The organism is Sphingobacterium sp. SG20118, from assembly GCF_044740685.1.
Taxonomy (GTDB): domain Bacteria; phylum Bacteroidota; class Bacteroidia; order Sphingobacteriales; family Sphingobacteriaceae; genus Sphingobacterium.
Genome location: NZ_CP172826.1, coordinates 2,762,290 through 2,784,013, shown reverse-complemented (window position 1 = coordinate 2,784,013; position 21,724 = coordinate 2,762,290). Strand labels below are relative to the sequence as shown.

The 21,724-nt window shown below is 36.4% G+C and carries 20 protein-coding genes; 11 read left to right on the top strand and 9 right to left on the bottom strand.

Going from position 1 to position 21,724, the window contains the following annotated elements; genetic code table 11:
* Positions 1 to 46 precede the first annotated feature (46 nt).
* The 4 genes from ACFX5U_RS12985 to ACFX5U_RS12970 all read left to right on the top strand — a co-directional run bounded on the left by ACFX5U_RS12985 (position 47) and on the right by ACFX5U_RS12970 (position 5,030).
* Positions 47 to 2,353, top strand: coding sequence for a hypothetical protein (locus ACFX5U_RS12985; RefSeq protein ID WP_400260984.1), 2,307 nt, complete (start codon positions 47 to 49; stop codon positions 2,351 to 2,353).
* Positions 2,354 to 2,579: 226 nt separating this feature from the next.
* Positions 2,580 to 2,990, top strand: a complete 411-nt coding sequence (locus ACFX5U_RS12980) for an Rrf2 family transcriptional regulator (RefSeq protein ID WP_038698992.1) — start codon at positions 2,580 to 2,582, stop codon at positions 2,988 to 2,990.
* A 46-nt stretch (positions 2,991 to 3,036) separates the two neighbouring features.
* A complete protein-coding gene (locus tag ACFX5U_RS12975) occupies positions 3,037 to 3,885 on the top strand; it encodes an SDR family oxidoreductase (protein ID WP_280566937.1) in 849 nt (282 codons plus the stop codon).
* A gap of 614 nt (positions 3,886 to 4,499) precedes the next feature.
* The gene (locus ACFX5U_RS12970) at positions 4,500 to 5,030 is read left to right on the top strand and encodes a hypothetical protein (RefSeq protein ID WP_280566939.1); all 531 of its coding nucleotides are present in this window, start codon (positions 4,500 to 4,502) and stop codon (positions 5,028 to 5,030) included.
* A 138-nt stretch (positions 5,031 to 5,168) separates the two neighbouring features.
* On the opposite strand, the gene ACFX5U_RS12965 is transcribed toward ACFX5U_RS12970, so the two are convergent.
* The 3 genes from ACFX5U_RS12965 to ACFX5U_RS12955 form a co-directional block, all read right to left on the bottom strand.
* On the bottom strand, positions 5,169 to 6,245 hold the full coding sequence (locus ACFX5U_RS12965; RefSeq protein WP_400260983.1) for a hypothetical protein: 1,077 nt from the start codon (positions 6,243 to 6,245) through the stop codon (positions 5,169 to 5,171).
* Between the two features lie 87 nt (positions 6,246 to 6,332).
* Positions 6,333 to 6,938, bottom strand: a complete 606-nt coding sequence (locus tag ACFX5U_RS12960; RefSeq protein WP_400260982.1) for a GrpB family protein — start codon at positions 6,936 to 6,938, stop codon at positions 6,333 to 6,335.
* Between the two features lie 189 nt (positions 6,939 to 7,127).
* Positions 7,128 to 7,490 (bottom strand): hypothetical protein, encoded by a 363-nt coding sequence (locus ACFX5U_RS12955; RefSeq protein ID WP_280566945.1) that lies wholly within the window; start codon positions 7,488 to 7,490, stop codon positions 7,128 to 7,130.
* A gap of 845 nt (positions 7,491 to 8,335) precedes the next feature.
* Here ACFX5U_RS12955 and ACFX5U_RS12950 point away from each other — a divergent pair.
* Positions 8,336 to 9,700, top strand: coding sequence for a tetratricopeptide repeat protein (locus ACFX5U_RS12950; RefSeq protein WP_400260981.1), 1,365 nt, complete (start codon positions 8,336 to 8,338; stop codon positions 9,698 to 9,700).
* Here ACFX5U_RS12950 and ACFX5U_RS12945 read toward each other — a convergent pair.
* The 5 genes from ACFX5U_RS12945 to ACFX5U_RS12925 all read right to left on the bottom strand — a co-directional run bounded on the left by ACFX5U_RS12945 (position 9,695) and on the right by ACFX5U_RS12925 (position 15,020).
* Positions 9,695 to 10,702 carry an energy transducer TonB gene (locus tag ACFX5U_RS12945; RefSeq protein WP_400260980.1) on the bottom strand — a complete coding sequence of 336 codons (1,008 nt, stop codon included), beginning with the start codon at positions 10,700 to 10,702 and terminating at the stop codon, positions 9,695 to 9,697. The genes ACFX5U_RS12950 and ACFX5U_RS12945 overlap by 6 nt on opposite strands.
* A gap of 75 nt (positions 10,703 to 10,777) precedes the next feature.
* Positions 10,778 to 12,511: a TlpA family protein disulfide reductase gene (locus ACFX5U_RS12940; protein WP_400260979.1), complete on the bottom strand. Its 1,734-nt coding sequence runs from the start codon at positions 12,509 to 12,511 to the stop codon at positions 10,778 to 10,780.
* Between the two features lie 37 nt (positions 12,512 to 12,548).
* Positions 12,549 to 12,998 carry a hypothetical protein gene (locus ACFX5U_RS12935; RefSeq protein WP_400260978.1) on the bottom strand — a complete coding sequence of 150 codons (450 nt, stop codon included), beginning with the start codon at positions 12,996 to 12,998 and terminating at the stop codon, positions 12,549 to 12,551.
* A 412-nt stretch (positions 12,999 to 13,410) separates the two neighbouring features.
* On the bottom strand, positions 13,411 to 14,103 hold the full coding sequence (locus ACFX5U_RS12930) for a DUF1080 domain-containing protein (protein ID WP_400260977.1): 693 nt from the start codon (positions 14,101 to 14,103) through the stop codon (positions 13,411 to 13,413).
* Between the two features lie 302 nt (positions 14,104 to 14,405).
* Positions 14,406 to 15,020, bottom strand: coding sequence for an MCP four helix bundle domain-containing protein (locus tag ACFX5U_RS12925; RefSeq protein ID WP_400260976.1), 615 nt, complete (start codon positions 15,018 to 15,020; stop codon positions 14,406 to 14,408).
* Between the two features lie 342 nt (positions 15,021 to 15,362).
* On the opposite strand from ACFX5U_RS12925, the gene ACFX5U_RS12920 reads away from it, so the two are divergent.
* The 4 genes from ACFX5U_RS12920 to ACFX5U_RS12905 all read left to right on the top strand — a co-directional run bounded on the left by ACFX5U_RS12920 (position 15,363) and on the right by ACFX5U_RS12905 (position 18,018).
* Positions 15,363 to 15,722 carry a hypothetical protein gene (locus ACFX5U_RS12920; protein WP_400260975.1) on the top strand — a complete coding sequence of 120 codons (360 nt, stop codon included), beginning with the start codon at positions 15,363 to 15,365 and terminating at the stop codon, positions 15,720 to 15,722.
* Positions 15,694 to 16,485 (top strand): VWA domain-containing protein, encoded by a 792-nt coding sequence (locus tag ACFX5U_RS12915; protein WP_400260974.1) that lies wholly within the window; start codon positions 15,694 to 15,696, stop codon positions 16,483 to 16,485. The genes ACFX5U_RS12920 and ACFX5U_RS12915 overlap by 29 nt, the downstream gene beginning before the upstream one ends.
* Positions 16,486 to 16,550: 65 nt before the next feature.
* Positions 16,551 to 17,786, top strand: coding sequence for a sigma 54-interacting transcriptional regulator (locus ACFX5U_RS12910; RefSeq protein ID WP_400260973.1), 1,236 nt, complete (start codon positions 16,551 to 16,553; stop codon positions 17,784 to 17,786).
* On the top strand, positions 17,743 to 18,018 hold the full coding sequence (locus tag ACFX5U_RS12905) for a hypothetical protein (RefSeq protein WP_400260972.1): 276 nt from the start codon (positions 17,743 to 17,745) through the stop codon (positions 18,016 to 18,018). The genes ACFX5U_RS12910 and ACFX5U_RS12905 overlap by 44 nt, the downstream gene beginning before the upstream one ends.
* A gap of 190 nt (positions 18,019 to 18,208) precedes the next feature.
* Here ACFX5U_RS12905 and ACFX5U_RS12900 read toward each other — a convergent pair whose 3' ends face one another.
* Positions 18,209 to 19,174 (bottom strand): glycoside hydrolase family 43 protein, encoded by a 966-nt coding sequence (locus ACFX5U_RS12900; protein ID WP_400260971.1) that lies wholly within the window; start codon positions 19,172 to 19,174, stop codon positions 18,209 to 18,211.
* A gap of 298 nt (positions 19,175 to 19,472) precedes the next feature.
* On the opposite strand from ACFX5U_RS12900, the gene ACFX5U_RS12895 reads away from it, so the two are divergent.
* Entirely contained in the window at positions 19,473 to 20,540 is a 1,068-nt protein-coding gene (locus ACFX5U_RS12895; RefSeq protein WP_400260970.1) for a family 43 glycosylhydrolase, read from the top strand.
* 23 nt (positions 20,541 to 20,563) lie between these two features.
* Entirely contained in the window at positions 20,564 to 21,649 is a 1,086-nt protein-coding gene (locus ACFX5U_RS12890) for a glycoside hydrolase family 43 protein (RefSeq protein ID WP_400260969.1), read from the top strand.
* Positions 21,650 to 21,724: the final 75 nt, after the last annotated feature.

The window sequence follows — 21,724 nt, the reverse complement described above, 5'->3', positions numbered from 1 at the left end:
ATGATATTTTAAATGTAAAATCATTATACAAACAAATTAGATACTAATGAACATAGCGGAGTTAGAAGATTTATATACTAGAGGTGATCTAGCACAATGTATCGAAGAAGGAGAGCAACATCTTAAAAATCATCCTGACGATACAGCAGTATTGTTTTTAATGGCCGTTGCACATCACGATTATGTTTATCCTGGACACCCTGAGCTTGTATATGACACGATGAATCAATTTACGGTTCCTTATCTTATAAAAATAATAAACCTCGAGCCCGAAAATTCAGAAACACTACAACATATGCTAAATTATACGTTGAATAATGATTATAATTTAGCTTATATAAATCTTTCCAAAAGACACATTGCGGCCGAAAATAGTAACGATTATATCGGTTATGCGCAACGTTTAATCCAAGATTCTAGCCATGCAGCTTCTGGTTATGATTTCTTAGTTAGGATTTATGAATCTGTTGGAGAAGAATCAGCTGTTTTGAAAACATTGGACGAAGGAATGTCTTTCTTTGGCACATATTTTACAGCAGATAGAGAGCAGCGGGATCAGTATAATTCGATCTATCTGATGAAGAAGATTTATCTGCTACAGGAAAAGAAATTAATATCTCCCAATGAAATCGTTAAGATTATAGCAGATCATATACAGCAATTTGCCAGCGCCAATGACAGCGACTACCTATATCTTGCAGAAATAGCTTTCGAAAATGAAGATATCGCAGTGGCAAAAGCTATCTTATTGAAATTGATCAGAGGTGCAAATGATGAAGAGGATGTTTTGAATGGGCTAGTGAAATGGCACCAACGTTTTGATAAACTGATTAAAAATGGACTTGTTGATGATGACGTATTTTATTTCCAGTTAATCGTTGAGCGTAATCATTTTGAAAGGTTGCATTTAAAAGCTGATTTTTATTATCACCATGCGCTTAGGCTAATGGATAGGCATTCCGATAAATTTTCTCCGTATCATTTTGCAGGAACTTATTTACATGAAGAAGCACGCCACGCAGAAGCATTACCACTCCTGAGCAAAGCAATTGAGCTTAAAACAACATCTACAACCTGGAGGCGCTATTTTGTGTCTAAGTATTTAGCAACGGGGGCAATTGACTTGGAACTTCCAACATTTGAAGATCTACCTCGGGACCTTTACAATGACGGCGTTGAACTCAGCGAATTTATTGCTGAGGAAATTACAGATCCAGAGGATCTTGCGTTGTTTCAAGCAATGTTATCGGGGCTTTATGAACAATCTTTTCATGCTTTCCAGTCGTATTTTGAAGAGGATAGGTATGAAAGTGATTATCTAGGTACCAGACACAATTGGGCCATGTGCTGCAATAATTATGGTATAGTACTTATTAAACATGAATGTTATGGGACTGCAATCGATGTGACAACTATTGGCTTGCAACATAGTGAATTTGAAGAACTCCATCATACTTTATTAGATGCGTTAATAAAACAAGAAGATTATGTCGATGCAAAAGCTGCGTTAACAAAATTCTTTAGCATTTATACAGCACAAAGTTCAAACTTTTATCTATATCTAAAACACCAAGCGGATTATTTAATTGTCAAGAATGGCTTAGGTGAGACTGAAAACAGTGTTGATGAAGCACAGAATTTGTTATCTCAAATCTATCATCACTATGTCGTGAATCCAGATATTTCCGATTATGATTTTAGAGATTATGAAGCTGCGAAAAATGCTGTAGAAGGAATCCTTTATGATATTTATGAAGATGAATCACAAGAGGTTAAGATAGCTTATTATACTCTTATTGCCGAGCAATATCCGCACGAACCACATCCACCCTATGTGCTGATGCAAATTTACAATGAACTGGACGACTACAAAAACGTCAACCATATGGCTCTGTTATACTTAGCCAATAAGAAGGAATTTATCATCAATGCCTTTGATAAAGCAAAAACGTTATATATGATCATGAAAAGTCATTATTTTATGGAGGAGTATTCATTAGGAATTGACTTTTTTACAACGCATGATTTGTTTTGTGAAGAAACATTTGACGCACCAGAATATCTACAATGGTTGCTATATGGAATCAAATTATTTGCAGTCGAAAACCAAATTGAGCCTTTGCTTAGGTACTCCAATAAATTAGCGCATATCTATGAGACTGAAGATTGGGGATATGATGATACGTCCGAAGAAGTTCATCTATTGGTCGCAAATGCTTTATATATCAGTGGCGATTTGAAACAAGCGCATCAACGTCTTGACCTTGTATTGGGCTATAGTGATCATGCTGCTCTGGCAGATGAATACAAAAAGACCTGGAAAAAACCAGGTTTATTCTCAAAATTCTTTTAGTGGTATCGATGTCTTCGTTTTTTTATTGAAGCTAAATTACAATACAAGTAGCACTCTTAATAAAGTACTGCTTGTATCGCAGAATAAATTCTGTTTGTATTCTTCGCTGTATTTTTTTCTTGAATATATCTCTGTTTTACGTGAATTATATTTATAATGTCATATAATTTTCAATTGTAATAAAAAGTATTACAATTGAAAATTATGTTTTTATATTTGTATCGATATGAACAATACAAGATTTTCAACGGCCCTACACATACTTACTTTATTAGCCGATAGCGGCGAGGATTGGGTGAATTCGGATTGGATTGCGGGTAGTATTAATATCAATGCTGCTATGGTGAGGAAAGAATTGAGTACGTTGCAAGATGCGGGGTTTGTTATAGGACGTAAAGGCAAGGAGGGAGGTTCACGTTTAAACAAATCGAGTAGTGAAATTTCCTTAGCAGATATTTATGTGGCAGTGAAGAATACAGAAGTACTAGGTAAAAAGAACTTGAATACAAATCCTCAGTGTCCCGTTGGTAAACAGATTAATAAGGAATTGGATAAGTTGTTTTCTGACACAGATCAACTGGTTATTAACGCGTTAAAAGGGTTGACATTGGAAAACTTCGCAAAGAAGTTCCGCTAATTTTTTTGGCTTTAAATGTAACAATAATTATTACAATATAGAATTTATGAAAATAGGAATTACAGGTGCAACTGGTCATCTAGGACGTCTAGTTGTAGAAAAATTAAAAGAAAAAACTGCAAGCGACAATTTAATTGCGCTAGTTCGCGACACTCAAAAGGCTGCTGATCTCGGTATTGAATCACGTTTGTTTGACTATAATAAGCCAGAGACTTTGACCGATTCTTTAAAAGGGGTCAATCATTTATTATTAATATCTGGAAATGAAATTGGACAACGTCAGACTCAGCATGAGAATGTGATTAAGGCTGCAAAAAACGCAGGGGTAGAATGGATTGTTTACACGAGTCTTTTACATGCTGATACTTCTTCATTGGTATTGGCAAACGAGCACCTATTGACTGAGGAAGCTCTAAAATTATCTGGAATAGCATTTACTATCTTACGTAACGGCTGGTATACTGAAAACTACACTGCTTCTATTCCTGCAGCTTTGCAAAACGGAGCTTTAATTGGGAGCGCAGCACAGGGTAAGATATCATCTGCTGCAAGAGTTGATTATGCCGAAGCAGCAGCAGTTGTCTTAACCAGTTTGGATCAACAAAATAAGATTTATGAATTAGCTGGTGATGAGGCTTATACTTTAACAGATTTAGCGGCTGAGGTATCAAATCAAACAGGAAAAGTTATTCCATATAAAAACTTAAGTGAATCAGATTATGCAGCAGCTTTAATTGGAGCTGGTTTACCAGAAGCATTAGCCACAGCTATTGCAAGTTTTGATACTGGAGCGGCAAATGGTGATTTGTATAATAATGAAAAACAGCTGTCTGCTTTGATAGGTCGTCCAACTACTCCACTTGCATCTGTTGTAAAAGAAGCTTTAGCTGGATAAAATTAATAATATTTTCTCCATAAAAAAGAGCATCATCCTAGATGCTCTTTTTTATGGAATGCTAACTAATAAATCAAGTCGACCGGTCACGGTGTTAAGCCAATCCCAATATTCATAGAACCCTAAGTTCTTTTAAGTACAATTTGGACTGTAAGCGTTGTTCAATCTTTGTAAGAAGATTAGCGAGATTATTTTTCTGTGAAATGACATTGATAAAGAGTTTCATTTTCTAAATAGAGTGAATATCTAATTCCAATGGGCAAAAAAGCATATGTACTGCTGTAAGCAATGTTCTGTATTAAACAGATGGTGTAACATCTTGAAATACGATAGAAAATAAAATTTAAGATTGTCACATGGCGATTTTTTTCACTAATGATTCTAAAAATTTAATAACACCAGAGAATATTCGGTTTACGCTTTTCGTATGCAGAACGATGGTCTTATTGAAAGGTTAGCAAGTAGCATTACCAATGAAAAAAAACAACTATTGGGGAATATAAATAATGTAATAGTAACTTGTGTTAATTCTTTGATAATTTGTATATTAGGGTTTGAAATAAAACAGGGTAGCTGAAAACTGTATAGAGTAAGCATTAACCGAGTTTATGATTATGAAAAGAATTTTCACCACTTTAGCGAGCACTGGTTTACTCTTTATTTTTTTATCTAGCAATGGAGCCATTGATAACAAAGCAGTCGTAATCCAGCCAAAAGAAGAAACTTCCCTAGTCGGTGATACGAGTGTCACTACTTTAGTGTTGGAAAAAATTGCAATTGGAGATGCAAATACCAAAGATGCATTAACAATGAATGAAAAAGGACATTTATCTGCAATAGGAAAGGAAGTTGGAGTGCTTTCAACAAATGGCGAGTTAAAAGATAGTAAGGGTAACCTACTAGCTAAGATGACAGGTGAAACATTTACTGACGCAGAGGGAAATGTAATTTCAATAATTAAAGAGGACGGAACTATTATAAACAGTTCGGGTAAGGATCTATCCTGGGATAAAAATGGATTGCTCAAAAATAGTGAGATTGAAGTCTACCTTACTCCCGCAAACACAAAAGCAAAACGTGCGGCATCTATATTGCTATTTAATTACTTTATCTTTACCAAAAGCCAGCCGCAGGAAACTAAATAAATTGAAATAAAAAAGAAGATGATAGACGCTCTTCAATAGGAATCCACTCGTAAGAAGGGATTTCTTATAGGCATTATAATCTAATTATCTCACTAACATAGTTTAAGTGATACTATTGCTATTGAGAAGAATCCTTAATTAAAGTAGGGTAGCTTTCAACTGAATTTTTATGAAAGCAGGCTTTTGCTTTTTCCCATTTGATGGAGCTGAATTTGTAGGATAAACTTCGGCATAAAAGGTTTCATTATCCACCCAAAAAGCTTTTGTCTGGTCTGCAATTTTGAAGTTAGTAAAGTTTATATACAACAGGTCTTCTTGATCAGAGACTTGCTCCGAGTATTTGTTGATTGCAAAATCACTTCCTACACTATTATTTGAATTGACATAGGAAATCCATTTTTTACTCGGGATAACTTGTGGATAACCACCGGTAAATGTTTTGAAATTTGCTTCGGGTTTTACACTATAAAACGAATAGTACATATCGTATGCTTCTGCTGAGCTTTCTTTGAAAACCTCTAAATCAAGGGAAGGAGACTGTCCTATATATTCATTGGATAAAATTCCATCTTCTGTAATGATATTCTCATGTTGTACAATCATGATTTCTTTTGCGTTTTCAGTATACACCCAGTTTCCATCTTGCAGTTTTACTTGCGGATTTTTCACTAAAACTTCATCGGCTCGATTTTTAGAAGCTGTTTTAAATTCTTGTTCTGACACTTCTGTTATCGTTCCGAATTTACTGAATGATTTATTTTCAAAATCTTGTGACTTTTTCAATACGCTACTTCTGATCTCATAAAGATTTACACCTTGTAAAGTCAAGTCAAATGCTGCGGTGAATTCTGACTTCAAAACAAAAGCTTCAATGCTATTCGAAATATTATTACTAATGCTATAATGAATCGAATAGAAGTCATCAAATTCTTTAAATCCATAATAATTATCGAGCTTATTATAAGCAATTTTTAGGTGAGCCGAATCTTTATTGGGAGCCACAAAAAACTGAATAGAATCAAGCTTGGTAAATAATTGAAATGGTACATCTTGTACATTATCTACACCTTTAATCTTTTTGAAATCGGTTAATGCTATGTTTTTTTGCGTAACCACAGCTTCTACTTTATTAGTTTCAGACGCTTTGTTTCGCGGATTACACCCAACAAAAGCAATAACCATGGATGAAATGAAGAATCGAAATATAGTTTTCATTTTTTTGTTTCTTTTTAACAAAGATATTATTATTCATATTAGCTTAATATGGCTGAAAACAGGGATTTATGGATTGGTATATTTGAACTATTTTGCCTCTGGTTTAAGGGCTTTATTTTGCAGTTCGATTTTTGATAAGATTTCCTGATTGAAACCTACCTTTTCTAGAATCTGAAGAATGAAAGCTGTTTTTGCTTCTACATAACGAGCTATGTCATTGGGATACCGAGCTGCTAGTTCTGTTTTTAATCTCCCATATTCCTGAGCTTCTTCCAGGTGCGTACGCAGATAATCCCTTAACCGTAAATGATTATTTAAACTGTCACTATTTTCAAGACAAACATACAGATGATGTTGATGCCATTGGTAACCCGAACCATCAAAAGGTGTTAATGGTGAATCTCTTTTAAAAGCTTCTCTACCAGGAATTCCCATTTCACCACAATAAGTATAACCTAGTTTTTCAAGGATAGTTTTAATCTTATCAAATCCATCTTTATTGTTGATGATAACATCTATATCGATAATGGGTTTAGCTGAAAGACCAGGCACAGCTGTGCTACCTACATGCTCAATGCTATATATGAGAGTTTTCAAATAATCGTTAAGGACTGATTTTAGTTTTTCAAACTCCGTAGCCCAATTTGTAGTATATCGTTCAACAATAATCCTTTCTATCTCCTTATTTTTCATGTTATATTAGGATTGAAACCCAAAAATAAGAAATAAATATCAAGGCTACTATCGGGACTAATTGAAAAATATTCTGATAAGGATACCTTGATTACGTCTTCACATATTAGCTTTCATTGCAGATAGAAATTTGTATGACTAAAAAAAATAAGGCATAGCACGCTCAGTAGTTTGTCCACCCTTACTAGGTTATAGTTGCTCTATGTTTTGAATTACTTTGGCAGAATGGTTGAAGATCTTCACCTTAATAACACGAGTAAGATTTGATGAATTTGTGAACTTTACATGCTCACTGTCATCAACATTTAAAGCATATTTATTATCCTGATCCATATTTAGTTCGGTATCATGAGTTTTCAATGTGATATTACCATTGGACTTAGCTAAAGCCTCAAATGAAAATGACTTCGCATTTTCAGTCGAAATTACTAATGATGAGTATGCTGGAATAGTAGTATTTATATATAATGAATGCCTATCTTTCTTACCTAGATTAGTTATTTGACAAGATTGCATAATTAATATGCTTAATAATATAATCGACCACTTCATAGAATGAAGATATATTAAAATTTATCATGAAATTATGACATATAATTTCATGACATTAAAATGACATTACAAATGGTGAACTACGATTATCATATGCAATATCATTTATCTTCACCATGTATCGTGATTTCAATTTGCAATGCGATATTTAGATTTTTTCACGGTTCCATGCCAGTACTTTTACACCTTTCGAATAATGTGTTAAGTCAGGATCGTTTGTTAATTCCAAATCACCAATTTTGAAGTTCAAGGCGATTTGTTTCACAGAAACGGATTCAATTTCTCATTCTTTATGATGAATTAGAACAACCTCAATTATTAAGTAAAATAGCAAGAGAAGCCTCAATAGTCGTAAATAGAGAGAATAGCGCTTTAGGCTTATCTATTCTAATCATCGAGGATGGTTATGTTATTCAAAAGTTAGCAGATGAGTCTAAGCGAACATTTAAAAAATCAAATCCTTCTTCAATACTAGGTCTATAGGTGATCCATCAGAAAAGAGGTGTCGGAGTGCTCCCGAATAACTGCACATTGTATTCATGAGTGTGGATTGTTGCTGAAATGTCCCCAATAAGTATCTAACTTTTTGGGGGCACTTCAGTAATCATTGTGGCTTTATATCAGTATTTAAAAGGTGTTTTACGATATGTTTGGTATAACCAAATTAAAGCTTTTTTAATAAACTTTAAGATTTCCATAGAATCCTTTTTATCAAGTGATAAGATTGTTACGATTTATGTTACTTAATATTAGTGGTCTATCATTTTTTTCGTGCAACAATACAATTAGTGGCATATAACGATTGTTTTTTTTATATTAGAGTACAATTTTAACCCGTTAATCAAATGATGGAAAAGTCTCTTCTCAAATTTACGCTTTTGTTCTTTTTAAGCTGGATATTTTTGTTTTCAGTATCTGCTCAGTCTAGGTTTCCGGAGAATAAGATTTACCAAGACCTTTTAAATCAAGCAAAGGAAGAAGACAAACCCATGTTTCTTGTCATTCACAATAATGGCGATCAGTTTTTACCTTTTAAAACCCCCATTTCTCAAACTTCAATAGATTTGATTCACAAAAAATTTATTACAGGAGAGGTAGAACTTAAACGAGATGATATTAACCATCCGCTAAATAAGACTTTTTCACTCAGTTCTCCGATATATCTTTTTACCGATAAGGATGGGTACCCTATTTTACGACACAATTTTCCGATAAAAGATGATCGTGCTTTAATGCAGCTCATTGATTCTGCTCATACCATTGCCCAAGGCGAGACCCTTGGCAAGTTGATAGCGCAATATCGAAAGGGTATCCGAAATAGATTATTATTGACAAAATTGCTGACACAATATCAGGGTTTGGACTTATATACCGATCAGCAGGTCTTGAGTGATTATTTTGCACAGCTTACCATACAGGAATTGAATAATTTTGAGACGGTCATATTTTTACTAGGTAGTGGCCCCATATACAATAGCAAGAATTATCTCCTAACCCATACCAACGACAAAATGGTGGATAGTCTTTATGCAACATTACCGGCACCACAGCGCAAGAAAATAAATAACCGTATAATTCAACAGACATTTAGGGAAGCATTGAACAAGAAAGACATTTCTTTAGCACAAAATATTGGCTATTTTGCTTATAATACATGGGAATCGAATTATTTACGCGGAGAAAGTTCAAGAAGATTTCACCCATTAGAGTATACTCGTCTTATGAGAGACTCAATTAATTATATTTCGATGGCAAAAAACTATTATGATAATAGTTTTTATCAGATTGATCCTGATTCCATGGCGCGAATAGATTTTGTAACCTCTCGACACATTAAAGGTTCTCCACTTAAGACTGTTCTGGATAGTGCAGAGCAAGCAATCTTTAATCAAGGTGCTGACAAAAGACGTCAATATTATAAAGATGAACAAGCACGGAACTTAAATTATGGTTCTGAGCAAATTCTGAATTTCGGAAAAAAGAATATTCAAGCTCTATTTGATGCAATTCGCTGGCAACAGAAAGCAATCGCACAGCATCCAGGCAATGGTCGATACCACCACACATTGGCCCAATTGTTATACCATGTCGGTTTCTACGCTCAAGCAGAGTTCGAACAGCAACAAGCCATTCACCATCATAAGTCTAACAAAGAACTTTATCGTCAAATGCAAGCTGTCTTGAAACAAATGCAAAGTAGAACACTATAATTTTTTAGGTGCTGGAGTTAAATTCAATCGGATGGGTAAAAAGTAATGTACACGAACTGGAATACCGCGTTGGTAGCCGGGTGTCCATTCTTTTGCTTTCTTGATGACATCAATACCTTTATCTCCTGTGCCATAGCCAAGGTCGTTTACTACTTTAAAATCAACAGGTACACCTGTTTTATCTATTACAAAGCTAATCATCACCTGACCGGAAACCATAGCCTCTAATGCTTCTTTTGGAAATTCGTAATTCTGTCCTACAAACATCATTAGTTTTTGTATTCCCCCCGGATATTCAGGTTGTATTTCCCGGTGTTCGTAAGGGTGTTCTTTTCCTAGGCTATCAGTTGTTGTACCTTTGGTCAAGACACCGTTGTCATACGACTCTTTAAAATGATATTTAGTTTTACTAAAAGAACCTTCCCAATAGCCAGCACGGAGACCTCCCAAATAGCTGCCACGTTCAACATCCTGACCATTTTTGAGCTCTATTTTACCATTCCCATCTTTTATGCGGACAGTACCTGTCGAATCTGCATAATGGATTAACCGGCTGTTCAAGTCAGTAGATAAGAACTCATTAGGGGATTCGTTTAGTTTGAAGAAAATTCTGCTTTCTTTTAAAATTCCGTTTTTATAATATCTTTTCACGGTATCTGCCAATTTATTTTCGGCATATGTCGTAGTAGATTCTAAGGTTCCATTATCATAGTACGTCTCCAAAAGACCTTCAAAGAATAGCCTGCGCGGATCAGCAATCTTAACCCACCCATGGCGCTTTAGATTTCCATTAGGATAGTAATCATTCAATTCATGTAAGCCAGCTTCATTAGGTTTTACACGTAATATATTTGTATAAGCAGCTGAATCCTTAATTGAAGTGAATCCACTATTTTTTTTTAGATAGGTTACAATCGTTTCCTGAGCTTTAATTGGATTAGCAAAGAAAAGTAGCATCAAGTATGCTGCATATTTGATTAGTTCGAAAAGAGAATGTTTCATATGATTATTTGATATGCTTATAATTTCAAATGTACAAGATTGATTGCGGTGATCATTTCCTTCAGCTCATTTGGTTCAGGAAATCTCATTTGTATATAGCTTGGATAACTCCGAAACCAAAGACTCCCAGTCGAATCCAAATTCCGTAGGAATCAATTTTCCTTCTGGTGTTATAATATATTTGCTTGGATATCCACGCACTTTATAGTTTTGTTCTACTTGGGAGTCGGACATCAGCACGGGTATTTCATAATTATTGTTCGATAAAAAACGTTGCACTTTTTCTTTTGTATCGTTACAAGCTATGCTCATAAAGTCAATTTTGCTCATTTTATCCTCCTTTAGCGCCAAGTAATATTTGTTTAGTTTGGGCATTTCTGCAACACAAGGACCGCACCAGGTGCCCCAAAAATCGATGACGGTCCATTTTTCACTAAATTGCGCGGATGAGAAATCGTTATCCTGAATATCTTTAAGTAAAAAAGGTGGCGCATCTGCAAGTTTGGGAACAATCTCTTTCTTGAAAAAATTACTGAAACTGTTCTCATCATAATTTTCCCGATAAAAAGTTGATAGGCTTTTAAAACTACTAGCAGGATTATTAAGAAATTCCTGTATATAGCTTTGAAGAGCAATATCCTTCTTGCCCTTCTTACTTAATAAAGCAAGGTAATCCTCATTGTAGTTTTCTTTTGACTTCAAAAATACGCGATCATAGAAACTTCCATATTCCCTTTCAGTTCCATTTTTTGGAGAATAGTAGGCTGCTTTTTCCAATAAAAGGACAGCCCGATCTTCTTGGTCTACTGGCGTCATTTGATATGCTAGATAATATGCATAAGCCAAATGTGCTTTTTGTAGAAACCGTTTCTTATTTGACTCGTCTTCATATAGAGTACCAATTTTATCGATGATTTGCTGCATCATCTGTGGGTCATATCCTCCATGTTCAGAAAGAAGCTTCTGAATCAAAAGAGCATATCGACTGGCATTTCCCTGATTCCAGTAAGCGTCATCCAAATTTAGCACTTCATTTTGAATTTGTTTAAGGCTATCTATATCCTGTGTTTGCATTGCTGCCAACCAAAGGTACATCGGACTAGCCGCTACTCGCTCTCTATCGCTAAATTGATTGGCAATAAGTTGCAGCTTTTGCAAAGAGACACTATCAAGAGACATTATATGTTGGCTTAGCGAATGTTGCAGATAATCGAAGAGTTGTGTATCATTCAGGAGTGGTATGATTTCTTTATAGTCGTCGTCTGAGATATTATTGAATGAGACCTTGTTGCTGAGATGATAAGTTCCGGCTATCATCTTTGGAGATATTGATGCTAAGGCTATATAGTACTGTTTATTCTGCAACTTTTGTAAAAGCCCTAATTTATTTTTCACGTAATCGCGGTTGCCGGCATATTTTAGATCGTATAGATCTATATAACGTTGTAATTTAATACTATCCGTTTTATCTTTAGTATTTACTGCGTTGCTCCAATAACTACCTTTTACGAGCATATCATAATAATCATTTTCAATTACTGGTGCCGTATATTTGTTAACGAGTTGTATTGAGCTTGTAAAGTGACTGTTTATATTCATTCCATTCTCATCTACAAATGAATAGTTAGATTTTCGATTTTCACCTCGTACAAGGTGCGTTTTAGGATCAAAGCTAGTACTTCCTTCCATTGTTGAAGAGCTATCGCTTTGTGAATAGTTGACTAAAATTACCGATTTATCCTGCTTTACGAAATGATATACAATACTATTTTTTGTAATATCTGATGTCTTCAATCCATGTTCATCCAACGCTGATATTTCTGCAAAATAGAGAGCTTTTAGAAGCTTATCTGTAGTCTGAAAACGTACTGCTTAAGACATTTTTAGCAATATCATCTTTTATTTCCCATGCAGTAAGTTGTTGCTTTATTTCATCCTTCCATTTAAGTGTATCTATGCTTACCACTCCTTTATTGACCATAAATTGAAATGGTCTTATCAAACCATAGATATTGGAAATCGCTGAAGTCGAGGTCAAGAAATTCTCCCCTTTATCCAAGTCTTCAGTAGAAAATATACGGTTTCCATTTTTGTTCTCAAAACCAGCTATGCGCATTTCCATTAGATCCCCTTGGTGAGATAGCTTCTTTACCTTTTTTAGTGCAATATAATAGGTTTTTTCGTCCGCATTTCGGTTGAAACTACTGTTTTGTTTTACGATATAATGAACTGTTGGTTTCTTTTGCGCCACAGACACTTGGACACACAAACTGACCATTAAGAGTAGGTACTTCATCGGTTAATTGATTAAATTACCCTAATTTAGGAAATTTAATAGATATAATTATGCTTCAGGCGAATTTAAATTTCTATTTAGAAAATTTGGATCTAAATCAAACCTTGTGAAAATTTCCTGACTATAGGGTCAAAGGGGTTTATGTATTTTGCGATTTGCAAATCACAAAATAGATTTATAGCATTATGTTTTGAAACCTAAGCATAAAGGAATGAGCTTACATGATATCGTAATCCTGTTCAAGATTACAACCATTTGTAACGACTGCCGGCAGTTAGTTTGAGCCTTTTACCGTCCCGATTATGAATCGTGATGCGCTATCCTGTAAAGTTCTAAATAAGAATATTAGGTGTTAACAAAACTCACAGGAAAGTGTGAGTTTTGTTAATTTGCAAGAACTATTATTATCTTTTTATTTTGAAATATGAGTTATTGGAGTTAGTAAAACCTTACGGAATTCAACTTCAGCTCCTTCAGCTTGCAGGGCAATCTGTCCACTGTTTGCTGTACAGTCGTATCCCTCATTTACAAGGTCGCCATTTACCCATACTTTTATAACTCGGTCTAAACATTCAATCCTCATGCTGTTCCATTCACCAAGCGGTTTCTCCGAATGATCGGTAAGATTCAAAACTCTTCGTTTTTTACCTTCTGTAATGCCCCATTCAGCTTGCTCACCACGGCGCTCAACCATATTTGGCACTTTAATATCCTCTACAATACACCAAAAATCTCCCGCATTTTCATGCATCATCTGTACTTCAATAGATTTTGGAAACATTTCATAAAGTGCGCGAGGGGTGGAGGCATGCACCAGTACGCCACAATTTCCTGGTTTGCCTGCAAAACGGTATTCAACATCCAGACTATAATTCTTATACGATTTATCGGTTATAATATGACCATTTGGTGTACCCATGCTTACCAGCATCCCGTCTCTGACAAGAAAAGGACTTTTTACAGTCGTATTTTTGTCCATTTCTGGAACATCGATATGCCAGCCTGTTAAGTCTTTGCCATTGAACAGGCTTTTTGATTGAGCACATGAAGATAAGGAAAACGCTAAGCTGCTTATAAAGCAAAAAGCTGAAAAATAGAAGTTCATATTTGGATTAGGTTTGAATGATTATCGTTAAAACAAACATACATAATAATTTTCATAGGAATAAAATAGGAACATAAGTTTTTACTTACATTCATTTGTGCTCTAAACGATTGAAAATGCTTATAATCTTTTAACGTTGATTGTTATAAGTAACGTTTATGTTCTATTTCAGACCCGCTTCGCATCGTGATTTTGATTTGCGCGCTACCAAAAATTTTGTTTTTGAAGCTGTAGATAAGTGAGAATTGCAGTCTGGAGTAGTAGCTATTGTCTCTTTATGGATATGAATTTGCACCCTTCAATTAGTTTAGATTATGATCTTTTGGAACTTTTGCACCCATGTCAACTTTAGCGGAAAACACCAAAATTTGAATTAATATAGCAATAATGATTAGGATCACAATTTCGATGTAAGACATTAACCTACTCGTACTTGTCATACTGATTACTTCGTCTAACTTTACTTTTCCTTCCTCCAATTGAATCGACGATAATGTCTCCAGAGTTTGACGTGCTTGTTTGCTTATTTCTATAGCTTTAACATGATCTGTGGTATTAACATTTTGTGTTATTTGTTGAATGTAGATTTTAAATTCATTAAAATTGACATTTTCTTTATCGGTAAGGACTGTTTTTTCATAAAGAGTATTGAGTTGATTGATTTTTTCCAATTCCAAATTAACTTCTTTCGATGAATAATTAGTTGCAGATAATAAGATAAGCAATTTCTCTATGCGATTTGAAAGCTTGTTAATATAATCAGCCACCACCAAGCGATCCGAATACAAAGACGTCACCGATTCGTTAATTCTTTTGACCAAGTGTTGCTCCTGAATATTGGTCAACATCACCAAACAAAGGACGGAGAAAAACAACATCGCAGCCTTAATTTTATTTTTCACCGTAAATGTCCACATTGGTTGTATATTATTGTAATAAAAACTAAAGAATAGCAATTTAATAAAAATTAAGCTAAAGAGGAAAACGTAGTATTTTTATCCACTACTTGAACATCGATATGTTAGCCTGTTACGTCTTAACCATCAAACTGACTTTTTGATTGAGCAAATGAAGAAATGGAAAATGCTAAGCTGCATACAATAAAAACCGCGGATAAACATCTCTTTCTGCAAAAGACTTTCTTCAAATCTTTAAGGACATATGATTCTTTATAAGGATTATTATTTCGTAAATTCAGCCTGCGAAGCTATTCCGGTTTTACGATGCGAATAGCTTCTTCATGCTAATAAAATCAATCCATGAAAAGCATTAAACGAAATAAGGGTTTTTTCTTTAAGCAATATGACGAACCGTTTCAAACGCCTTTTGATAAATTATTTGATATTTTCAAAGAACTGATTACCCACACCTCAGGTGATTTTGATGAAGCTATCGATTGGCTACGGCAATTGGACAAAGAGTTCAAACTGACCACCCCAGAGTATACTATAGACGATTTCATTGCAGATCTGAAGAATAAGGGATATATCAGAGAAAAATTGGAAACCAGGTGGCAATGGTGGTTTAGATATTACCTCAAAGTTGGAAAAAGCTTTACGACAACATGCGTTAGATCAGATTTTTGGAAAGATGCGAAAAGGAAAGTCAGGCAATCATAAAACCAATTACCAAGGACGCAGTGACGAAAATATGGGCGATTTCAGAAGCTATCAATATGGAGATAGTCTCGAGAAAATAGCCTTGACCGAGAGCCTGAAAAATGCACAGATTAATCATGGGATAGGGGAGTTCGCTTTATCAGAAAATGATCTGGTAGTCGAAGATACGCAGTTCAAATCACAGATGAGTACGGTGTTGATGATCGATATCAGCCATAGTATGATTCTATACGGCGAAGACCGGATCACACCTGCTAAAAAAGTGGCCATGGCCTTATCAGAACTCATCCTGACACGTTATCCTAAAGACTCACTTGACATTATCGTCTTTGGTAATGATGCTTGGCCTATCGCGATAAAAGATCTACCCTATCTGCAAGTGGGACCATTTCATACCAATACTGTCGCTGGTTTGAAGTTAGCGATGGAAATACTCCGACGCAAGCGGCATGCAAACAAGCAGATATTTATGATTACCGACGGAAAACCGAGCTGTTTAAACATGCCGGATGGAACTTATTATAGGAATTCTATGGGTTTGGATCCTTTTATCACCAGCAAATGCTATAGCATGGCAGCACAAGCCCGAAAGCTGGGCATACCCATTACAACCTTTATGATCGCTTCAGACCCCTATCTGCAACAGTTTGTCGACGAATTTACGGCGTCAAATCAGGGCAAGGCATACTATACAGGGCTAGGAAATCTCGGCGAAATGATTTTTGAGGATTATGAAGAGAATCGCAGAAAAAGAATACGATAAACAATTAATTGAACGATAAAAGGATATACATCTTGCGCAGCATTTGCGCTTTATTATAAGAACATATGGATTACACGAAGATTACAACATTTGGCGCACTGAAGACTTCTGATTACAAACCTAAGACCATAAAAGAAGAACTGCGTCAGAATCTGATTACAAAGATAAGCAACGGCGAAACCGTATTTACCGGAGTGTATGGATACGAGGATACCGTTATTCCAGAACTTGAAAGAGCTATCCTCTCCAAACATAATATTAATTTCCTTGGTCTTCGCGGTCAAGCGAAGACACGCCTAGCCCGGCTTATGGTTAATCTGTTGGATGAATATATACCCGTGGTACAAGGCTCAGAGATTAATGATGATCCCTATAGCCCGATATCGCGCTATGCAGTTGAACTTTTAAAGGAAAAGGGTGATGAAACACCGATAGATTGGTTGCATAGAAGTGATCGTTTTGCAGAGAAACTAGCAACGCCAGATGTCACTGTAGCAGATTTGATTGGTGATGTCGATCCTATCAAAGCCGCAAATTTGAGATTGAGCTATGCGGACGATCGCGTGATTCATTTTGGCATGATTCCACGAGCGAACCGCTCGATATTTGTTATTAATGAACTGCCCGATCTTCAGGCCAGAATACAGGTAGCACTTTTCAATATATTGCAAGAAGGAGATATCCAGATTCGCGGATTTAAATTACGCCTTCCGTTAGATGTACAGTTTGTGTTCACCGCAAATCCGGAGGATTACACCAACAGGGGAAGTATCGTTACGCCCCTAAAGGACCGAATAGGATCACAGATATTGACACATTACCCCGCATCAGTTGAGATCGCGAAGACCATTACTGCACAAGAAGCTAACTTGGAAGCTGCACAAAAGGACCACATATACGTTCCTGAATTGGCGCGTGAATTGATTGAGCAGATCAGTTTTGAAGCGCGCAATAGCGAATATGTTGATGAAAAAAGTGGTGTCAGTGCACGTATGAGCATTACAGCATTTCAAAATTTATTAAGCACCGCTGAATTGCGTATGCTCAAAAATGGATCAAGAGCCACGGCAGTACGCTTGAGCGATTTTATGGGTATCGTGCCCGCTATAACTGGTAAACTTGAGCTCGTTTATGAAGGAGAGCAGGAGGGAGCCGCTGCTGTCGCGCTTCAGTTGATTGAGGATGCTGTTAAAAGTCTGTTTCTTACCCTATTTCCCAAGATTGAGAAGTTTGAAAAGGAAACTGAACGCTATCCGTATGATGACATTGTTCGTTGGTTTCTCCGAATCGGATGGTATTGAGTTGTCCGATGAACTTACAGATGCAGATTACGAGCGCGTATTGGACGAAGTGACACCTATCCGCAGTTTGATACAGCAATACCAGCCACAAACAACACCGGAAGATGGTTATTTTCTGACCGAATTCATACTATGGGGGCTGACGCTAAATAACAAGTTGAGCAAATATAGAGTAGGCAGTGGTCTGCAGTTTCAAGATAAGTTTCAAGAATATCTAAGAAACAATCTCTAGAAAACTTATCATTGGGTGATTGGAGTGCTCAATTTCGACACAAAACCTTTCATACAGCATCCGCGATAGGATGTAAGGGGCATTTCATAAATCGAATATGATTTGCGCAACATGTGGAGAATAATACACTTATTCTCCACATGTTTAAACGTTAAGTTGGAGTCTTAAAAGTACCTTGTTGTAAGATAGTTTATCGCACAACCACCGGTCTGATTGGCTTTCCAACGATGCTGATAATACCATCAGATGAAAACACGATATCATTGATGAAAGCTGTACGTGGCGCTACACTGCTGTTGCTGGCATGTGCATGGTAGATATATTTATAGCCACCGTCAGCACTTATAAATGGAGCTCCATGACCTGTACCTACTAGTCCAGATGCTGAGGGGTGGTCTCGTCTAAGGATAGGGTTGCCACTATATTTTTTCCAAGGACCTTTGGGAGAACTTGCTGTTGCATAGCCTACGGCGTAATCTTGGCTTTCAAAATGATTGGCGGAGTAAATTAAGTAGTACGTGTTACCTTTTTTTATGATAGACGGACCTTCTGCAACTGTAGCTTGTTTTTTTTCCCATGGCTCACTAACGCTAATACATTTCGTAAGAGTTTCGCTCTTTATGCTTTGTAAGTCATCGTTCATCTCCGCCATCCAAATTACATTTCCATCTGTAAAACGGACATAAAATAAATATGGCGTCCCGTCATCGTCTAAAAAAAGAGAAGTGTCGATTCCCTTTTCGGCAATAATAGGTTTTTTCTCTTCTTGAATAAAAGGCCCCTCGGGGCTGGAGGAGGAAGCAACACATATATGTTCATCAACGGAATAGAACATATAAAACTTTTTTTTGGAGGTTACATAGTACACTTCAGGTGCCCAAAACCAGCGTGTACCCCAAGAGTCTTGAGGAGAGAGGGCTAGATTTTTGCTTCGTTTCCAGTGCTTTAGGTCTTCAGAAATATACACTTCAAAACCATCGATTCGGGTACCATACGCATAGTATTTACCTTCATGAAACAATACATAAGGGTCTGCAATAGGCAGTTTACTGTCGATTTGCTGAATAGGCCTATCATTTATGCTGCCCTTACTATATAGGGATAACATAAGTAATAAGCATGTAAGTGTTAATAGTCGATAAGGAATTTGTATCATAATTTTTATTTTTTTCTTAGGTAAATCTGTAATTTCATCAATAAACTTTATATACATCAAAGTCAGTATTAAAAAATAACTTAATCCTCATAAATGATACGATTTGGGTTTATTTTGAATAAAAAAGGCACTTTTATGTAAGGCTTATTCTATATTTTTGTTTTACATTGAATGGTTATTGGGACCCAATGCAATTATAATCAAATATATAAAAAAAACAAAAAATACAAAGGAAAATATTGATAATTAGGTAATTAACATTATTTATGTGTCAGGTCCTGCGTGTATACAGTATGATATGGATATACAATTAAGACAACACTATAGCTTTTTACTCTATTCGATTGGGATATTGTCCATGACGTATTCCTGTGGTGTATTTGATCGTAAGGCTCATGTTGCAGGAGACAAGAGCAGTCAATATATGAATCCAGTATTTGAGCCCATTTTGGCAGACCCTACGGTCATAAGAGATGTAAAAACGGGTTCTTTTTATGCCTATGGAACCGAAGATAATTGGGGAGATGGTAAAGGGAATCGATTGATGCCTATTTTAAAATCTGAAGACTTGGTTCATTGGAAAGAAGTGGCCAATGTATTTCAAGATAAACCTCATTGGAAAGATCGGGGTGGTCTATGGGCACCTGATATCAACAAGATAAATAATCAGTATGTCTTGTACTATTCTTATTCGCTATGGGGAGATCCCGATCCAGGAATTGGGGTGGCAGTAGCAAATAATCCAGATGGACCATTCGAGGATCGGGGTAAATTGTTTGTGAGCAGTGAAGTTCAGGTGCCCAATTCTATCGATCCGTCACTTTACGAAGAAGGGAACAAGAAATTCCTGTTTTGGGGAAGCTTTGGTGACGGTCCTTCTCAAGGTATACACGGTATTCCGCTCACATCCGACGGCACAGCAGTGATTGATTTACAACAGAAGTTTAAAGTAGCCGCTGGAGATTGGGAAGCAGCTATGATACACAAGCGGGACGGATATTACTATTTATTTGGGTCAAAAGGAAGTTGTTGCGAGGGTGCAAATAGCAAGTACCATGTTCTAGTAGCACGATCTAAATCGTTGAAGGGACCTTATTTAGATCGATCCGGAAAAGATATCAATACGCGGGGGGCAGGGACAGTTGTGCTCCAAGGGAATGATAAAATTGTAGGACCAGGACACCATAGTAAGATCATAAAAGACGATAAGGGGACGGATTGGCTACTTTACCATGCCATTCAAAAGCATGAAGGAAAGGTATCGAGTGGTGCTAGTCGACGTATGTTGATGTTAGATAAAGTAATATGGACAGCAGGGTGGCCAAAGATTGGAACGGGAGAAACCAGGACAATCGCTGGAGCATAGTCCTGTATTTAAAAAAATGAAATATGATAATTAAAAATTTACGCTTATCCTTATTGATTGGATGTTGTTTGCTATTTATTTCCACTTTACATGCCCAATCAAACAATCCGTTGGATGTTGCTTTTGGTGATCCATTTATACTTTATGATGATGATACCGACGCTTATTATATGTATGGTACAGGAGGAGTTGAAAATGGATTTGTAGCCTATGCCTCTAAAGATTTAAAAAATTGGGAAAATAAGGGAACAGTGTACACAACTCGGCAAGAAAAAAGCTGGGGAACCAAAGACTTCTGGGCTCCAGAAGTATATAAACGAGGCGGGAAGTATTATATGTTTTATAGCGCTCATTGGAAAGATAATCCCAATGAGGAACTGGAAAATTATAGGATCGGCATTGCAACGTCTACAAGTCCGACAGGACCATTTATAGATATCACTGGTCGCCCGTTATTTGATCCAGGATATCCCATTATTGACGGTAATGTATACTTTGCCGAAGGTGGGCGACAATATCTTTACTATTCTAGATGCTGTTACAAAAACCCAGTTCAATCGGAGATCGCAGATTGGGCGAAGCAGGAGGGTATGTTTGATGAGATAGAAGAAAGTTGGATATATGGCGTTGAGCTTGCATCGGATTTTTCACATGTTATAGGTGAACCCAAATTATTGTTACGCCCTCCTGCCTCGCTAGCCGATAAGCAATCTGAATGGGAGAGTCGATCTGTCACCTCGGGCGAAGTAAATAGAAGATGGACAGAGGGTTCCTATCTCTTCAAGCATAATGAACTTTATTACATGATGTATTCTGCCAATCATTTCGGAGGAGAGAATTATGCTGTGGGTTATGCAACGGCCTCGAACCCACTAGGGCCATTCGAAAAGTCTTCAACGAACCCTATTTTACAAAAAAACACCTCCACTGGGGGATACGTGTCAGGCACAGGACATAACAGTGTATTGAAAGATAAAGAGGGCAAAGTATGGTGTGTCTACCATGCACGTACTGCTAAAACCGGCAGTCAACGCATGGTGTTCTTAGACGAATTGAAGATTTTACCTAACGGTCAACTGATCGTAGACGGACCGACTGTCAAACCTTAACTTCTGGTTACGACACTTTTACCGAAGGAGGTTTCTTTTTCAGTATTTTTTAATTTGAGCCGATTATTTTTATTA

Excerpts from the sequence above, each read along its gene's own strand:
- ACFX5U_RS12985 (WP_400260984.1), top strand. The coding sequence starts at position 47 with ATGAACATAGCGGAGTTAGAAGATTTATATACTAGAGGTGATCTAGCA.
- ACFX5U_RS12980 (WP_038698992.1), top strand. The coding sequence starts at position 2,580 with ATGAACAATACAAGATTTTCAACGGCCCTACACATACTTACTTTATTA.
- ACFX5U_RS12975 (WP_280566937.1), top strand. The coding sequence starts at position 3,037 with ATGAAAATAGGAATTACAGGTGCAACTGGTCATCTAGGACGTCTAGTT.
- ACFX5U_RS12970 (WP_280566939.1), top strand. The coding sequence starts at position 4,500 with ATGAAAAGAATTTTCACCACTTTAGCGAGCACTGGTTTACTCTTTATT.
- ACFX5U_RS12965 (WP_400260983.1), bottom strand. The coding sequence starts at position 6,245 with ATGAAAACTATATTTCGATTCTTCATTTCATCCATGGTTATTGCTTTT.
- ACFX5U_RS12960 (WP_400260982.1), bottom strand. The coding sequence starts at position 6,938 with ATGAAAAATAAGGAGATAGAAAGGATTATTGTTGAACGATATACTACA.
- ACFX5U_RS12955 (WP_280566945.1), bottom strand. The coding sequence starts at position 7,490 with ATGAAGTGGTCGATTATATTATTAAGCATATTAATTATGCAATCTTGT.
- ACFX5U_RS12950 (WP_400260981.1), top strand. The coding sequence starts at position 8,336 with ATGATGGAAAAGTCTCTTCTCAAATTTACGCTTTTGTTCTTTTTAAGC.
- ACFX5U_RS12945 (WP_400260980.1), bottom strand. The coding sequence starts at position 10,702 with ATGAAACATTCTCTTTTCGAACTAATCAAATATGCAGCATACTTGATG.
- ACFX5U_RS12935 (WP_400260978.1), bottom strand. The coding sequence starts at position 12,998 with ATGAAGTACCTACTCTTAATGGTCAGTTTGTGTGTCCAAGTGTCTGTG.
- ACFX5U_RS12930 (WP_400260977.1), bottom strand. The coding sequence starts at position 14,103 with ATGAACTTCTATTTTTCAGCTTTTTGCTTTATAAGCAGCTTAGCGTTT.
- ACFX5U_RS12925 (WP_400260976.1), bottom strand. The coding sequence starts at position 15,020 with ATGTGGACATTTACGGTGAAAAATAAAATTAAGGCTGCGATGTTGTTT.
- ACFX5U_RS12920 (WP_400260975.1), top strand. The coding sequence starts at position 15,363 with ATGAAAAGCATTAAACGAAATAAGGGTTTTTTCTTTAAGCAATATGAC.
- ACFX5U_RS12915 (WP_400260974.1), top strand. The coding sequence starts at position 15,694 with ATGCGAAAAGGAAAGTCAGGCAATCATAAAACCAATTACCAAGGACGC.
- ACFX5U_RS12910 (WP_400260973.1), top strand. The coding sequence starts at position 16,551 with ATGGATTACACGAAGATTACAACATTTGGCGCACTGAAGACTTCTGAT.
- ACFX5U_RS12905 (WP_400260972.1), top strand. The coding sequence starts at position 17,743 with ATGATGACATTGTTCGTTGGTTTCTCCGAATCGGATGGTATTGAGTTG.
- ACFX5U_RS12900 (WP_400260971.1), bottom strand. The coding sequence starts at position 19,174 with ATGATACAAATTCCTTATCGACTATTAACACTTACATGCTTATTACTT.
- ACFX5U_RS12895 (WP_400260970.1), top strand. The coding sequence starts at position 19,473 with ATGGATATACAATTAAGACAACACTATAGCTTTTTACTCTATTCGATT.
- ACFX5U_RS12890 (WP_400260969.1), top strand. The coding sequence starts at position 20,564 with ATGATAATTAAAAATTTACGCTTATCCTTATTGATTGGATGTTGTTTG.